The 14,748-nt window shown below is 32.5% G+C and carries 16 protein-coding genes; 10 read left to right on the top strand and 6 right to left on the bottom strand.

What is annotated here, in order from left to right; genetic code table 11:
• Window positions 1-10 precede the first annotated feature (10 nt).
• The 5 genes from uvrB to rlmF form a co-directional block, all read right to left on the bottom strand.
• On the bottom strand, window positions 11-2,002 hold the full coding sequence (gene uvrB, locus OZP09_RS18255; protein WP_281309776.1) for an excinuclease ABC subunit UvrB: 1,992 nt from the start codon (window positions 2,000-2,002) through the stop codon (window positions 11-13).
• 67 nt (window positions 2,003-2,069) lie between these two features.
• The gene (locus OZP09_RS18260) at window positions 2,070-3,008 is read right to left on the bottom strand and encodes an alpha/beta fold hydrolase (RefSeq protein ID WP_281309777.1); all 939 of its coding nucleotides are present in this window, start codon (window positions 3,006-3,008) and stop codon (window positions 2,070-2,072) included.
• Between the two features lie 407 nt (window positions 3,009-3,415).
• Window positions 3,416-3,718, bottom strand: coding sequence for a type II toxin-antitoxin system RelE/ParE family toxin (locus OZP09_RS18270; RefSeq protein WP_281309778.1), 303 nt, complete (start codon window positions 3,716-3,718; stop codon window positions 3,416-3,418).
• A complete protein-coding gene (locus OZP09_RS18275; RefSeq protein ID WP_281309779.1) occupies window positions 3,703-3,933 on the bottom strand; it encodes a hypothetical protein in 231 nt (76 codons plus the stop codon). The genes OZP09_RS18270 and OZP09_RS18275 overlap by 16 nt, the downstream gene beginning before the upstream one ends.
• Before the next feature lie 57 nt (window positions 3,934-3,990).
• Window positions 3,991-4,941, bottom strand: a complete 951-nt coding sequence (rlmF, locus tag OZP09_RS18280; protein ID WP_269235104.1) for a 23S rRNA (adenine(1618)-N(6))-methyltransferase RlmF — start codon at window positions 4,939-4,941, stop codon at window positions 3,991-3,993.
• Between the two features lie 207 nt (window positions 4,942-5,148).
• On the opposite strand from rlmF, the gene OZP09_RS18285 reads away from it, so the two are divergent.
• The gene (locus tag OZP09_RS18285) at window positions 5,149-6,018 is read left to right on the top strand and encodes an archaemetzincin (RefSeq protein ID WP_269235105.1); all 870 of its coding nucleotides are present in this window, start codon (window positions 5,149-5,151) and stop codon (window positions 6,016-6,018) included.
• A gap of 21 nt (window positions 6,019-6,039) precedes the next feature.
• Window positions 6,040-6,573 carry an NADPH-dependent FMN reductase gene (locus OZP09_RS18290; protein ID WP_269235106.1) on the top strand — a complete coding sequence of 178 codons (534 nt, stop codon included), beginning with the start codon at window positions 6,040-6,042 and terminating at the stop codon, window positions 6,571-6,573.
• On the opposite strand, the gene OZP09_RS18295 is transcribed toward OZP09_RS18290, so the two are convergent.
• Window positions 6,570-7,592, bottom strand: coding sequence for a hypothetical protein (locus OZP09_RS18295; protein WP_269235107.1), 1,023 nt, complete (start codon window positions 7,590-7,592; stop codon window positions 6,570-6,572). The genes OZP09_RS18290 and OZP09_RS18295 overlap by 4 nt on opposite strands.
• A 275-nt stretch (window positions 7,593-7,867) precedes the next feature.
• On the opposite strand from OZP09_RS18295, the gene OZP09_RS18300 reads away from it, so the two are divergent.
• The 8 genes from OZP09_RS18300 (at window position 7,868) to OZP09_RS18335 (ending at window position 14,741) form a co-directional block, all read left to right on the top strand.
• A complete protein-coding gene (locus tag OZP09_RS18300) occupies window positions 7,868-8,383 on the top strand; it encodes an RNA polymerase sigma factor (protein ID WP_269235108.1) in 516 nt (171 codons plus the stop codon).
• Between the two features lie 51 nt (window positions 8,384-8,434).
• The gene (locus tag OZP09_RS18305; protein ID WP_269235109.1) at window positions 8,435-9,334 is read left to right on the top strand and encodes a FecR family protein; all 900 of its coding nucleotides are present in this window, start codon (window positions 8,435-8,437) and stop codon (window positions 9,332-9,334) included.
• Complete coding sequence (locus OZP09_RS18310) at window positions 9,335-11,869, top strand: TonB-dependent receptor (protein ID WP_281309780.1); 2,535 nt, start codon at window positions 9,335-9,337, stop codon at window positions 11,867-11,869.
• A 132-nt stretch (window positions 11,870-12,001) separates the two neighbouring features.
• Window positions 12,002-12,391, top strand: coding sequence for an OB-fold protein (locus tag OZP09_RS18315; protein ID WP_269235112.1), 390 nt, complete (start codon window positions 12,002-12,004; stop codon window positions 12,389-12,391).
• A gap of 10 nt (window positions 12,392-12,401) precedes the next feature.
• Complete coding sequence (locus OZP09_RS18320) at window positions 12,402-13,265, top strand: DUF5777 family beta-barrel protein (RefSeq protein WP_281309781.1); 864 nt, start codon at window positions 12,402-12,404, stop codon at window positions 13,263-13,265.
• 35 nt (window positions 13,266-13,300) lie between these two features.
• Complete coding sequence (locus OZP09_RS18325; protein WP_269235113.1) at window positions 13,301-13,651, top strand: hypothetical protein; 351 nt, start codon at window positions 13,301-13,303, stop codon at window positions 13,649-13,651.
• A gap of 12 nt (window positions 13,652-13,663) precedes the next feature.
• Window positions 13,664-14,209, top strand: coding sequence for a YceI family protein (locus OZP09_RS18330; protein WP_269235114.1), 546 nt, complete (start codon window positions 13,664-13,666; stop codon window positions 14,207-14,209).
• Window positions 14,210-14,225: 16 nt separating this feature from the next.
• On the top strand, window positions 14,226-14,741 hold the full coding sequence (locus OZP09_RS18335; protein ID WP_269235115.1) for an ankyrin repeat domain-containing protein: 516 nt from the start codon (window positions 14,226-14,228) through the stop codon (window positions 14,739-14,741).
• Window positions 14,742-14,748: the final 7 nt, after the last annotated feature.

Raw genomic sequence — 14,748 nt, forward strand, 5'->3', positions numbered from 1 at the left:
AAGAAGCTTTCTAAGAAAGTTGTTCCTGTAACTTTTTAATATCGTCACGTAGTTTTGCAGCCTGTAAAAAATCCAGATCTTTTGCCGCTTTTTCCATGGACTTGCGCTTTTCACGAATCATTTTCTCTAATTCAGGTTTTGATAAATAAGCTGCTTCGGGTTCTGCTGCTGCTTGCAGGTCATGCCCAAGTTCATATTCGACTAAAGGGTTTTTAGTAAAGGCTGAATCTATTTTTTTGTTTAAGGCTTGTGGTGTTAAGCCGTTTTCTGTATTGAAATTAATTTGTTTGGTTCTGCGGTAATTGGTTTCATCAATCGTTTTTTGCATACTGGCTGTAATTTTATCAGCATACATAATCGCTTTTCCATTTATATTTCTGGCAGCACGACCAATCGTCTGGGTTAAAGATCTGTGGTTTCTTAAAAAACCTTCTTTATCGGCATCCAAAATAGCTACTAACGAAACTTCTGGTAAGTCCAGTCCTTCACGAAGCAGGTTTACTCCAATCAATACATCAAAAATTCCTTTTCGTAGATCCTGCATTATCTCAATTCGTTCAAGGGTATCTACTTCGGAGTGAATATAGCGGCAGCGTACATTTACTTTAGTCAGGTATTTGGCTAATTCTTCGGCCATTCTTTTAGTTAAGGTAGTTACGAGAACCCTTTCGTCCAATTCGCAACGCACCTGAATTTCTTCAATTAAATCATCAATCTGATTCAGACTTGGGCGCACTTCAATGATCGGATCCAGTAATCCGGTAGGCCGGATAATCTGTTCTACATAAATACCGTCAGATTTTTGCAATTCGTAATCGGCAGGAGTTGCAGAAACATACACCACCTGATTTTGCAAGGCTTCGAATTCTTCAAATTTCAAAGGTCGGTTGTCCATTGCAGCAGGTAGGCGGAAACCATATTCCACAAGATTTTCTTTTCGGCTCCTATCGCCTCCGTACATAGCGTGAACCTGTGAGACGGTTACGTGACTTTCGTCTATTACCATCAAATAATCACTCGGAAAATAATCCAGCAGACAGAAAGGCCTTGTGCCGGCTTCTCTTCCGTCAAGATAGCGAGAATAATTCTCTATTCCGGAGCAATAACCTAATTCGCGAATCATTTCGAGATCGAAATTGGTTCTTTCTTCCAGGCGTTTCGCTTCCAGATGTTTGCCTATCTCTTTAAAATAATCAACTTGTTTTACCAAATCCTGCTGTATCTGCCAGATTGCTCCCTGAAGAACGTCCGGGGAAGTCACAAACATATTGGCCGGATAAATAGTCAGTCTTTTAAATTTTTCAATAACCTGTGATGTTTTTACATCAAATGATTCAATTTCTTCAATTTCATCTCCAAAAAAGTGAATTCGATACGCATCATCAGCATAACTTGGATATACTTCTACAATATCTCCCTTAATCCGGAAAGTCCCGGGATTAAAATCGGCTTCTGTTCGCGCATATAAACTTTGTACAAGACTGTGTAGTAATTTAGTTCTCGAAATAACCTGATCTCTTGAAACTTCAATTACATTTTTCTTAAATTCTACAGGGTTTCCAATACCATAAAGACAGGAAACAGAAGCAACTACTAAAATATCCCTGCGTCCGGAAAGCAGTGAAGAAGTTGTGCTTAAACGCATTTTTTCCAGTTCTTCATTGATAGATAAATCTTTTTCAATAAATACTCCGGTTACGGGCATAAAGGCTTCAGGCTGGTAATAGTCGTAATAAGATACAAAATATTCTACAGCATTATTCGGGAAAAACTGTTTGAATTCGGAGTATAGCTGTGCTGCCAAAGTCTTGTTATGTGCTAAAACTAAGGTAGGTTTCTGCACTTCCTGAATGACATTGGCCATTGTAAATGTTTTACCTGAACCTGTTACACCTAATAAAGTTTGATATTTTTCACCATCAACAATACCTTGTGAAAGTTTTTGGATTGCCTGAGGCTGATCTCCTTTTGGACTATATTCTGAGGATACCTGAAAATTCATTTCGAATTATGAAAAAATTAGTTTTGTAAAGATACAAGTTTGAACGCTATTAAATGTTAAGTTGTTCTTATTCTAAAAAGTCAATCATGGCATCATTCACAATTTTACTCTGATCAATGCTCAAAAAATGTCCTGCATCTTTGATTATTCTGGTTTTGCTGTTCGGCAGAAATTCCTTTGCTTTTTCCAGACTTTCTGCTGAATTGATTACATCTTTGTCACCAATCAGTACCAAAACCGGATTGTTAATGGATTTTAGTTCATCATTAGAAAAAGGAGTCATCTTTAGCATGCTTGAATTTGATTTGGCGTATTTATTGGCTAAATAAAATTGTCTTTTGTAAGCAGGACCAATTTTTTCTGGATGAGTTGAAAAAGTCTCTAGTGTTTTTCCGAATTTTTTTTCGCTTGGAAAAAGTTTTAGCATTAATGCTGAGGATGTTTTACCCATTTTATCAATGAATTTAAAAGTTTGAGCCGGACTTAACAAAACTATTTTATCAATAGTATTTTCTTTTTGAACAGCCAGTAATGTTGCAATCCAGCCACCACGAGAAGCTCCTGCAATATCAAATTTCTTTAACTTATAATGTGCAAAAATTTCATTATACCACACAACGATTTGTTCTTTAGCGAGAGGATTGGCATTCAGATTCGATTTTCCGGGTTCCATCAGAAAATCGATGGCATATATTCGATGGTTTTTTGCCAAAGCTTTAATGTTTGGATACCACATTGTTGAACTGGCGTCCATTCCGTGTAACAATACCAAATCTTTTCCGTTTTTGGGACCTGCAATTATCACATGTGCATTTCCAAATCTGGTTTTAATATTTTCTTCGGTATAGGGAATATTCCAAAGTTTTAAAGCTTTGTCGTAGGAGTTTAGATAGCTTTGTTTTTCTTTTTTGGTGTGGAAGACATAGTCTTCAAATTTTGCTTTTTTAGATGAAGCACAGCTAAAAAGCATAACCAAAATCATAAATTTAAGTAGTACTCTTGTCATAAGATCTTGTATTTAATATAAAAGTACAATAATCAATATGGAATGTATTCCAGAATTTTGTTTCAAAATATCATAATTATAAGCTTTACGATTTTTTGACTGTAAGGTGATAAATCTGTACAAAAGCTAAGATCGCGTTTGGAATAATTACTGGTAAAAGCCATTGATTAAAATCTCTGAAATCTTTTAAAAAGATGCCGTAAATCACAAAGCATATACAGCCAAAAAGATTAATCAACCGGATAGTTCTGAGATTTTTAAGCAAAAAACCTCCGACTATAAAAACTGATGCAAGATAACCTATATATTCAGCCATAGATTTGATACTAAATAGTTTAGGTTAAATTTAGCAAAAGCAAATTGTAAAATCAAGGATTGGATTTGAAAATCAGCTATTTAAGTTGTGATTATAGTTTTTTTGGATTTCGGCTTGTGTGTCGAATTCTCAAAATATAAACTTCAGTAAGAGTTATTCGGTAAGAGATTCGATAGCTGTATATTTGAAAAGCACGATAATTTAGATCAGTAGGAATTTTCATTTCGTCTAATTCATAAATTTCCCAATTTGTACTTAAGATTGTAACTGAATTATAAATTGTATCAATTACTTTGTTTGGAATATTTTTACTTCTGGTTTCTTCAAATAAATGGAAATATATTTTTTCAAGCTGATTTTGAGCAGCTTTTGACCAAATTATTTTTTTTTCCATTGTTCTATTTTATCCTTAATATCATCATGAGAATAGAAATTACCGCTATCAATATCATCTTCAGCAACTTTTAAGTCATTATTATATTCTTCCGAATAATCTTTAGGTGAATTTTTTCGGCTGTCCAAAATAGTTTTTAATGCTGATAGAAATGCATTATCATCAATTTTATTGATTTCAGAAATCAGGATATTTTTAAGCTCAAGTGTATTCATAATGTTATAATTTACCCGAAGTTACAAAACAAAAATTGAAAATATTATTTATGATTATTAAATCTTCCATGTCTTTTGTTGGGATTCATTTAGAAAACTCCAGGCCACAATCCGGCTGTTTTTTTGTCCCTGAGCCATATCAATAGTTCTGATTTCTAAAGCATTTACTTTTTTTAAGGTTTTGTAAATGGCTGAAAGATTTTCTTTTTTAGAAACCAGGCTTGTAAACCATAAACATTGCGAACTATATTTTAAGCTTTCGTAAATCATTTGAGTTATAAAACTAATTTCTCCTCCGTTACACCATAACTCAGCATGCTGACCTCCAAAGTTTAGAACAGGTTTAGCATTTTTTTTATCTTTCGGATTTAGATTTGATATTTTCCTTAGAGTACTTTTATTCGCTTCTTCTGCAGAAGCATGAAAAGGCGGATTACACATCGTAAAAGTAAAACGGTCTTCCGGTGTGATAATGTTTTTAAAAATAAAACGGGATTCTGTTTGCTGTTGTAAACTGATTGCCTCAATCAATTTCGGATTCGCTTCTATAATTTTACTGCAGTTTTCGATTGCTTTTTTATCAATATCGGTCGCAACAAAACTCCAGTCGTAAATTGCATTTCCTAAAATGGGATAAATACAATTGGCTCCAGTTCCAATATCCAGTCCTAAAACTGAAGATCCTACAGGAATATTTCCGTTATTGGATTCACTAAGTAAATCGGCTAAATAATGAACATAATCAGTTCTTCCGGGAATGGGTGGGCAAAGATAATTTTTAGGAATATCCCAATTTTGAATCTCATAATAGGTTTGCAGCAAAGCTCTATTAAGCGTTTTTACCGCAATTGGGTTGCTGAAATCAATTGTTTCAATTGCATATTTGTTGATAGAGACAAAAGGTTTTAGTTCAGGACAATTTGAAATAAGAAGCTCAAAATCATATCGTGAACGATGTAGATTTCGAAAATGTAAATTATTTTTCTCAGAATTGTCTGCTGCTTTCATTTTGCAATTTTGAGTGCAAAGATAGTCATTCCTTTTTTAAAGAATGTTTGATGGAATCATTAGATATATTGTGACTGAAGTTTTAATATTGTGCAATAAAGAATACAAAAAAGTAGAATAACTAGCTATTAAACAAGAAAAATTTTATAAATAATTACGGTTTTCAGAGTTTGATTATTTACTTTTGGTTTACCAATCCAAATCTAAATGAAAAAAACAGCACTTTTTATAATCATAATTTTCTGTACTACATGTATTAAACAGGATGGCAATGAATATTTCGACCAAATCAAAAAAAATGATGTTGAATTAACAAAACCGGTTGAAGGCGATTGGCTTTATTCTCATAAAGAAAAAGGCCAGACTTTTGAGCAATTCATGAATTCAAAACATATTGTTCCAACCAGTGAATCCAATATTATTTATATAAGGCCTATTGGGAATTTTAATTCTTTGCAAAATAAACAAATAGAACTGTTAAGGGAATATCTGGAAATTTATTTTCAGTTAAAAACAAAAATTTTGGAAACAGTTTCTAATGATGTTATTCCTGAATCTGCGCAGAGAATTGGATACGAAAATAACCAGCAGTTTTTGGCAGGATACATTTTGGATAATGTTTTGAAAAAAGACAAGCCTTTAAAAAGGATTGCGCTTATGGGATTGACGGAAGTTGATTTGTATCCTAAACCGGAATGGAATTTCGTTTTTGGACTGGCCTCTTATCGTGATAAAGTAGGGGTAAGCTCTATTTACAGATTGCAGGACGGAAAACTGACCCAGGAAAATTTTAATTTGTGTTTGTCCAGACTTCTTAAAATAAGTTCTCATGAAATTGGTCATATGTTTGGTCTGCATCATTGCATTTTTGCAGATTGTGTAATGAATGGAACCAATAGCATGAGCGAAACAGACAAAAATTCTGCAAGATTATGTTCTGTTTGCCAGAGAAAATTGAATTCAGGTATAAAATACGACAACAAAAAAAGATTGTTGCAATTAGAGGGGTATTTTAAGAAGAATAATTTGACAGAAGAAATAGAATTGATTCAGAAAGATGTTGCTGCTATTCAATAAAATTAAATGTAAATTTGAAAAATGAAAATCTTTGCAATAACAGGGAGTACGAGGTATAATTCAAACAATTTTAAAATTCTGAAGTTTATTTCTGAAAAAATTAATCCACGTTTTGAAGTTGAAATTTTTGAAGGTCTAGATGAAATACCTCATTTTAATCCGGATATAGATACACATAATCCACCTGAAAATGTTGTTTCATTCAGAGATAAAATCATATCTGCCGACGGAATTATAATATGTACCCCCGAATATATTTTCAGTTTGCCAGGAAGTTTAAAAAACGCCTTTGAATGGTGTGTTTCGACGACAATTTTTTTAAATAAACCTGTTGGACTAATTACAGCTTCTGTTTCAGGCAAAATGGGGCATGAAGAGCTTTTATTAATCATGAAAACCCTTGATGCTAAATTTGAAAAACACAATCAGCTTTTAATATCTGGCATAAAAGGAAAAATAGATGCACAAGGAAAAATTACAAATAAAGAAACTTTAATTGCTCTTCAAAACTTTATTCAAAATTTTGAGAGCCAGTTTTCAAATGAACTCATTTAATTTATTTTTTCAAAGTAAAGATAGTTCCCATTGCTTTCATCCCGAAAGCGTATTACAGAATTATTAAATTCAAATAATACCCAGCTATAATCCAATTTATGAAGCATTAAGAAACTGTAATTGAAGTAGATTTTGAAAGCTTTGGCGCCGTTTACTACATTATAATCCCATTGTCCTGTAGTAGAAATTCCATCTTTTGTAGCGACCACAGTTTTGTCGTTTTTAAAAGCAAATTCATATCCAGTATAGGAAGAAGTTTTGTCTGAATCCTTAAAAAAATAAGCAATCTTCCAGGGACCTTTAGTTATTGTTTCTGCAAAATCAAGCGATACAATGTTATTTTCTGAGCAATTGTCAATTGCATATTTAATGGCATTTTCAAATTCCAAATTATTTGTAATCGATTTTGTCTGATTATTATAATCTTTTATTGAAACAGGATAACGCAATGAAATATACTGACTGGCGTTCAAATTCTTTATAAAATCAAAAAAAGCCTGATCGCTTGTAATCGTAACAGAACTGGCTTGCTGGTTGTAACTGTTATAAATATTAATAGATATTGGATATTGAATATTTAGTCCATTTATTTTAGACAAAAGATCAGGATAAAGATTCCAATAATCAATTAATGTATCAAAATCGGATTGATTTGGAATTAGTTTTTCGATATAATTATAGTACACCATACTTACCGGAAAACTGATTCTCACAATATCTTCATCAGTAGTATATGCGTTGATATTATCTATTACTTTTTGATAATCAGCCGTTGTATTTATGGCAATAGTCTCATTATTAACTGTAACAGTATAGGGTAATTTTATAGTACAATAACTTGAACCGTCGATTATATTATCCTGAACTGTTTTTACCATTGCTACCCTTTGCAGATAAGATGTAAGCGGAGAAGCGTTAGTAACAGTCTGGTCGTTATAATTTTGTTCGTCTATTTCATTTTGACAAGAGAAAAAGAATAAACAGGCAAATACTAATAAATATTTATGAAAGCGTAACATATTAACATTTTTACAAAGGTAATAATTTAAGAATTTGTTTTGTCTAAATCGCCTTTCAGCTATGCGAAATTGAGCTTATTTACTCCATAAGTAATCCTTTTTTTACAAGGAAAGTCTACGCCTGAAATAAAAACCAGAAGAGACTAAAAATAGTTTTTAGAAGAATGTAATTCACTCTGTCTATACCTGAATAAAAACAATTTACTTTGCTTTTACCCTACTTGAATTAAAAAGAAATACTTTTGCAAATTCCCAATTGAAAGATTTTACTACTAATGTTAAAATTAAACCAATCAAATACTTGTGACGAAATAATATTTTCGTCTTTTTTTAAGAGCCATATTAAAGCTCTTCGGAATTTTCTTTTTTACAAATATGGTAATAAAGACCAGGCTGAAGATGTGGCTCAGGAAGCGTTTTTGAAACTTTGGCAAAATTGTGCTGCTGTACCAATTGAAAAGGCAAAATCGTATATTTATACAATTGCAAATAACAGTACTTTAAATGAAATTGCACATCAAAAAGTGGTCCTGAAATATGAAAAAAACTTCAACGGTTTAGACAGCACTAATGAAAGCCCGGAATTTATTTTGGAAGAAAAACAATTTCAGGCAAAACTTTTAAAAGCTATTGAAAATTTAAATGAAAAACAGCGCGTGGCTTTTTTGATGCATCGAATAGATAAAAAAAAGTATAGTGAAATTGCCGAAGTTTTAGAAATAAGTGTAAAAGCAGTAGAAAAGCGCATCCACCTGGCTTTGTTAAACTTGCGCAAAGAAATTGATATATAAAGTAGGGCAAATACAGTTCTAATTGTTTTAATGATATAATTTCCAAATACAATGAAAGAAAATCACTTATTGGCCAAATGGCTCAACGATGATTTAACAGAAGATGAATTAGCTGAATTTCAAGCGAGTCCGGATTTCAAAAAATACCAAAAAATTAAAAACTACACCCAGTATCTGGAAGTTGGCGATTTTGATGAAGATGCAATGCTGTCAAATATTCTTCAGCAGGAAAAAACAACTCCAAAAGTGATTCCATTATATAAAACATTGATGTTCCGTGCTGCGGCTATTTTTGTTCTGGCTCTTGGAGTTGCCTTTTCGGTAAAGAATTTTGTCCCGGAGACTGAAACTGCCAGTTTTGGAGAGACAAACACATTTTTGTTACCCGATAACTCTGAAGTAGTACTGAATTCTGGTTCTGAAATAAACTATAAAAAATGGAACTGGGACAATAAACGACGACTTGAACTAGAAGGAGAAGCTTATTTCAAAGTATCTAAAGGCCGGCGTTTTGAGGTTCAGACCAATCTGGGAAAAGTAGCCGTTTTAGGGACTCAGTTTAATGTAAAAGCCAGAAAAAACAGATTTGATGTAACGTGTTACGAAGGTCGTGTAAAAGTAAATTATGCTAATATCCAACTCATTTTAATTCATGGACAAAGCGTAACTTTTGAAAATGGAAAACAATACAAAACCTCCATCAATTCCTCTAAGCCTGAATGGATGGATAATCAAATTTTATTTAATAAAGAGAATATCAAAACTTTACTGGACGAAGTTCAAAGGCAATACAATATCACAATCGTATTAAATGCAAAAGATACAACTTCCCTGTTTACCGGAAAATTGCCAGATAACGATCTTGATACGGCATTACAAATTATAAGTACAACCTACCATTTGCAGGCTAGAAAAGTATCTGGAAACAAAATAATTTTTGACGAAAAATAGATGTTGGGCCCCAAACGATTTCATTTTTCGTTTTTCTTATTTTTTCTTGTCCTGAACCTTTTCGCTCAGGGCAAAGGGAAAACTACATCTTTAAAAAAGATAATAATTGATATTGAAAACCAGCATCAGGTAAACTTTAATTATACTGAGGATAATGTCTTTGGTTTACAATTAACACCTCCTAAAAAGTCCCTTACATTAGAACAAAAACTACAATATCTCACACAAAGAACGAGCTTATCTTTTGAAAATTTAGACAATAAGTATATTAACGTTTATAGAAATCATAATAAAACTGAGATAATTTGCGGGTATGTTTTTTCTAATATTGATAAAAACCCCATTGAAGGTGCTAATATTCATTTTAATACTAGTACACACACCGCAACAGCTTCAAATGGATATTTTGAATTTGAGAAAGGATCTAAGAATGTTTTTTCTATTAGTCACGTAGGATTTACACCCAAAAAGATTTCAATAGCAAATATCAATTCTAAAGAATGCCTCAACATCATTTTAGAATCAGAAGTCACAGAACTCGAAGAAATTAAGACCAATCCTATTCTTGCCTCTGGAATTTCTAAAAACAGTAATGGTTCTTTTGAAATTAAACCTAAAAAGTTTGGTATCCTGCCTGGACTTATCGAACCTGATGCCCTGCAGACGATGCAGCAAATTCCTGGTGTAAACAGTCTGGATGAAAGTGTTTCAAGTATAAATGTTCGGGGAGGGACACATGACCAGAATTTATTTTTATGGAATGGAATACGAATGTTTCAAACAGGACATTTTTTTGGTTTAATATCAGTCTTTAATCCCAATCTGGCACATACTATTTCTATACATAAAAACGGAAGTTCTCCTTTCTATGGCGAAAGTGTTTCTAGTGTCGTGGCTATTTCATCTACACCTGAGACAGCAGAAGAAAACTCTTTTAGCGCAGGAATCAACATGATTAATGCTGATATTTATGCAAAATACAATCTTTCGAAAAAAAGTTATGTTGAAGTTTCAGGACGAAAATCGATTACTGATTTTGTAGAAACCCCAACTTATAAAGAATATTTTAATAAAGTATTCCAAAACACTACTATTACTGATTTTGCCCGAAATCAAAACATCAACTATAAAAGTGATAAAGAATTCGATTTCTACGATGCTACTCTTAAATACTTTCAAAAAATAGGGTTAAAAGATGAAGTAATATTAGATCTCATCACAATACAGGACAACTTAAAGGTTTTTCAGAGTGCAGCATCATACAACATAGTTAAATCTGAAAACAATATTTTACGACAGCAAAATTTTGGTGGAAACCTATCCTGGAAAAGAAACTGGAATAACTTCAATACGACTAAAATTAATATATATAACTCTTCGTATGAGCTTCTTGCTAATCAAAAAACGACTAATGAAGAGCAAATCGTAATTCAGGAAAATACTGTTGCAAATAATGGAATCAATTTAGAAAATAACCATACCCTAAGTTCAAAATTCAGTTTTAATAATGGATACCAGTTTAATGAAATTGGTGCTGTTAATTTAGAACATGTAAGCAATCCTGATTTTTACCGTAAAACTAAAGAAGTTTTAAGAACTCATGCGCTAATTTTGGAAGGAAAATATAATGACACCGTTTCCAGAGTAATTCTTAATGCCGGACTAAGACTAAATTATATTGAAAAATTCAAAAAATACATTCCGGAACCCCGAATTCAATTTAATTATGGCTTCATCAAAAATTTAAATATCGAATTACTAGGCGAAATTAAAAGTCAAAACTCCCAGCAAATTATCGACTTGCAAAAAGATTATTTTGGTATCGAAAAAAGACGATGGATTATTGCAAACAATTCGTCAATTCCAATTCAGAAAAGCAAACAGCTATCATTAAGTTTATTTTATAAAAAAAATGACTGGCTGCTTGATATTGAAAATTTTTATAAAAAAGTAAGCGGAATTACAAGTGCAAGCCAGGGTTTTCAGAATCAGCTTGAATTTGTACGTATAACGGGCAATTATGAAATCGTGGGAACAGAATTTCTGATTCAAAAAAAGATGAATCATTTTCTAACCTGGCTTAGTTACACGTACAACAATAATAATTATCATTTTGAGAATTATGAATACCCGAGTTTTCCTAACAACTTCGAATTAACCCATACTGTATCATGGGCCGGAATTTATGAAAGAAACAATTTCAAAATTGCTTTGGGAACAAAATGGTCTTCCGGCAGGCCTAAAACGTCTCCGGACCTTAGTAAAATTGACCTTTCAAATCCTGTTTTGGTTTACAATAAACCCAACAATACAAATTTGAGGATTTTTTCACAAGTCAACCTTTCCTCCACTTATAAGTGGGAAACAACTAGCGGTGTTGTTTACAAATTAGGAATATCTATCTTAAATATTCTAAACAGGAAAAATGAAATTAGTGAATATTACAGAATGAGTCCGCTCTCAAATTCTATTGAAGAAGTTGAAACATTCTCCCTACAAAGAACTCCAAATCTGAGCTTTAGGGTTTCTTTTTAATTCAGACTATCCCTTATAATAAAACATTTCAATTTTTTTTTCATCTTTTTTTTTACAAAAAATAACTATTCTTTGGTAGGGTAATCTTTATCAAGTCTGTTTTACTATTAAATCTATTAAAACGAAAAAAAAATGAAGAAAAAAATAATCCTTGCCACTTTAGCAATAATTGCATTAGGAGCATTTGGTTATTACTATGTCTGGTATGGAGGTGCCAGAAATGTTTCGGCCGAAGACGCTGCTTTTAGTGTTTCATCAAAAAACATCATTGATGAATTTGATTCTGATATTGAAAAATCAAACACAAAATACCTCGAAAAAGCAATAGCTGTAAAAGGAATTGTCAGCAAAATAAGCCCAAAACAAATTATTATAGACCATACCATTGTTTGTGATTTAAAAGAATCTGACTCCTCAATTAAACAAGGTCAGCCTTTGACGCTAAAAGGAAGAGTTGTAGGATATGATGACTTAATGGGCGAATTAAAATTAGACCAGTGTTCAGTAGTAAATAACGATTAATACAATTAAAATGAGGAATTTTTTAAGCTTTGTGCTTGTGTTTTTTTTAACGGCAAATCTATTTGCCCAGGACGATTTGCTAAATCAGTTAGACACCATTAAATCAGATGAAAAACAAATAGAAATTGCCGCTTTCAAAGGTTTACAGATAGGTAACATGCAATCTACAAAACTACCCGCAAAAGGAGAATGGTATATGCTTGTTTCACACCGTTTTGGTGATTTATCTGAAGGATTTAATAATTTCTTTGGTTTAGATAATGCCCTTACAAAATTTGGCGGAATCTATGGTGTAACAAACTGGCTAAGCTTTGGTGCTACACGCCATACCTACAATAAAATCTATGAAGTTACAGCCAAATATAAAATGGCGAATCAGGAAGTAAACGGATTTCCTGTTACAATTGTGGGATATAATACGATGGATATCAATAGCGCACTGGAAAAAGAACTATATCCAAACATTCAATTTTCGGATCGTTTGGCTTTTACAACTCAATTGCTGGTTTCCAGAAAAGTAAACGAAAAGCTTTCTGTCGAATTGGGACTTATTAATGTTTACAAAAATTTATACGACGATTCAATTGAACAGCAAAATGTATTTTCTGCAGCAGGAGGATTACGATATAAAATTGCCAAAAGAATGAGCGTTAATCTTGAATACGCCGCGCGTGTCATTACCGAAGAAAAAGCTATAGATCCCTATCATAATCCGCTTACAGTTGGTTTAGATATAGAAACCGGGGGACACATTTTTCAACTCGTATTCTCAAACAGCCAGCCTATGAATGATGTTGCAGTATTCTCAACTGCTTCAGGAGACTGGAATAAAGGAAAGATTTATTTTGGATTCAACATGTACAGATCCTTTTAAAAAAACAACTATTTAAGTTAAAATATCATCTCAATATGAAAAAGAATATATTAATAATACTATTTTCCTGTGCTGCATTTTTAGTTTCGTGTACACCGAGAACTTACGAAGAAATTTCAGAAACAGAGACAAATACTTCACCTACTTATACAGCAAACGTTGGGCCAGTCATACAAGCAAATTGTGTGAGCTGTCACTCAGCAGGAGGCCGATTCCCAACTTTACAGACTTACGAGCAGGTAAAAGATGCCACTCAAAACGGCGACCTAATTTGCAGAATTGACCAAACTCAGTCCTGCGGAAACGTAATGCCGAGATCGGGAGCCATGCCAAGGCAAACTATTGATATGATTATACTTTGGCAAAAAGAAGGTTATAAAAATTAAAATACATTTAAAATGAAAGAAATAATAATATCTGCATTGTTTTTATTAGCGGGAAACGTAATTTTTTCGCAAAAGATGATCACCAGAACCGGTGAAGTAAAATTTGAAGCTTCAATGCCTGCTTTTGAGGAGATAGCAGCGACTAATAAAACAACCTCCTGTATTCTGGAAAAAAGTACAGGTGACTTTGTAGCCCTGACTCTGATAAAATCATTCAAATTCAAAGCACCTTTAATGGAAGAACATTTTAATGAAAATTATATGGAATCTTCCCAATATCCAAAAGCGACTTTTAAAGGAAAGATTTTAAATTTTGATGCTAAAAAATTATCTGCTTCAAAAACAGCTTACGATTTAGAAGGTGATTTAACCATTCATGGTGTTACCAAAAAAATAAAAACCAAAATCAATCTTACCTTAAACGGGACCAAAATTCTGGCATCTAGTGCAATTTCAGTTAAACCACAGGATTACAAAATTGAAATTCCAAGTTTGGTAAAAGGAAAAATTGCCGAAAATGTAAAAGTAGCTATGAATTTTGTCCTGGAGCCGAATTAATTAACAACTATTTTTTATGAAAAAACTATTAGTCGCCATTGCGTTTTTATGCTATTTTATCTCTACTGCACAAGAAAAAAACGTTTTTGATATTGCAAGAAGCGGAACTTTAGCAGAGATTCAAAATCTCTACAAATCAAATCCCGATTTAATCAATTCTCTTAACGAAAGCAAAACAAGTCCACTGATTTTGGCCTGTTACAGAGGAAACATTCAAGTTGCACAATTTCTAATAGAAAATGTAAAAGATATCAACTACAACTCTGATATGGGAACGGCATTAATGGCTGCTACTTATAAAAATTACCCAGAATTAGTAAAAAAATTATTAGAGAAAAAGGCAAATCCAAATGCAACAGATGCAAACGGAATAACAGCATTGTCACTGGCTGTTCAATTTAAGAATACTGAATTAGTAAAATTACTTTTAGATTATAAAGCAGATAAAACAATTAAAGATAATCAAGGAAAAACAGCATTTGAATATGCTGTTTTTTCTCAAAATGAACCAATCATTAACCTTTTAAAATAAGTAAATC

It is taken from the genome of Flavobacterium flavigenum (assembly GCF_027111255.2).
GTDB lineage: Bacteria > Bacteroidota > Bacteroidia > Flavobacteriales > Flavobacteriaceae > Flavobacterium > Flavobacterium flavigenum.

What these genes read in the sequence shown, in the direction of transcription:
- OZP09_RS18290 (WP_269235106.1), top strand. Translation starts at nt 6,040, where the DNA reads ATGAAAATCTTTGCAATAACAGGGAGTACGAGGTATAATTCAAACAAT.
- OZP09_RS18335 (WP_269235115.1), top strand. Translation starts at nt 14,226, where the DNA reads ATGAAAAAACTATTAGTCGCCATTGCGTTTTTATGCTATTTTATCTCT.
- OZP09_RS18275 (WP_281309779.1), bottom strand. Translation starts at nt 3,933, where the DNA reads ATGAATACACTTGAGCTTAAAAATATCCTGATTTCTGAAATCAATAAA.
- OZP09_RS18320 (WP_281309781.1), top strand. Translation starts at nt 12,402, where the DNA reads ATGAGGAATTTTTTAAGCTTTGTGCTTGTGTTTTTTTTAACGGCAAAT.
- OZP09_RS18330 (WP_269235114.1), top strand. Translation starts at nt 13,664, where the DNA reads ATGAAAGAAATAATAATATCTGCATTGTTTTTATTAGCGGGAAACGTA.
- uvrB (WP_281309776.1), bottom strand. Translation starts at nt 2,002, where the DNA reads ATGAATTTTCAGGTATCCTCAGAATATAGTCCAAAAGGAGATCAGCCT.
- OZP09_RS18300 (WP_269235108.1), top strand. Translation starts at nt 7,868, where the DNA reads ATGTTAAAATTAAACCAATCAAATACTTGTGACGAAATAATATTTTCG.
- OZP09_RS18295 (WP_269235107.1), bottom strand. Translation starts at nt 7,592, where the DNA reads ATGTTACGCTTTCATAAATATTTATTAGTATTTGCCTGTTTATTCTTT.
- OZP09_RS18325 (WP_269235113.1), top strand. Translation starts at nt 13,301, where the DNA reads ATGAAAAAGAATATATTAATAATACTATTTTCCTGTGCTGCATTTTTA.
- OZP09_RS18260 (WP_281309777.1), bottom strand. Translation starts at nt 3,008, where the DNA reads ATGACAAGAGTACTACTTAAATTTATGATTTTGGTTATGCTTTTTAGC.
- OZP09_RS18310 (WP_281309780.1), top strand. Translation starts at nt 9,335, where the DNA reads ATGTTGGGCCCCAAACGATTTCATTTTTCGTTTTTCTTATTTTTTCTT.
- OZP09_RS18270 (WP_281309778.1), bottom strand. Translation starts at nt 3,718, where the DNA reads ATGGAAAAAAAAATAATTTGGTCAAAAGCTGCTCAAAATCAGCTTGAA.
- OZP09_RS18315 (WP_269235112.1), top strand. Translation starts at nt 12,002, where the DNA reads ATGAAGAAAAAAATAATCCTTGCCACTTTAGCAATAATTGCATTAGGA.
- rlmF (WP_269235104.1), bottom strand. Translation starts at nt 4,941, where the DNA reads ATGAAAGCAGCAGACAATTCTGAGAAAAATAATTTACATTTTCGAAAT.
- OZP09_RS18285 (WP_269235105.1), top strand. Translation starts at nt 5,149, where the DNA reads ATGAAAAAAACAGCACTTTTTATAATCATAATTTTCTGTACTACATGT.
- OZP09_RS18305 (WP_269235109.1), top strand. Translation starts at nt 8,435, where the DNA reads ATGAAAGAAAATCACTTATTGGCCAAATGGCTCAACGATGATTTAACA.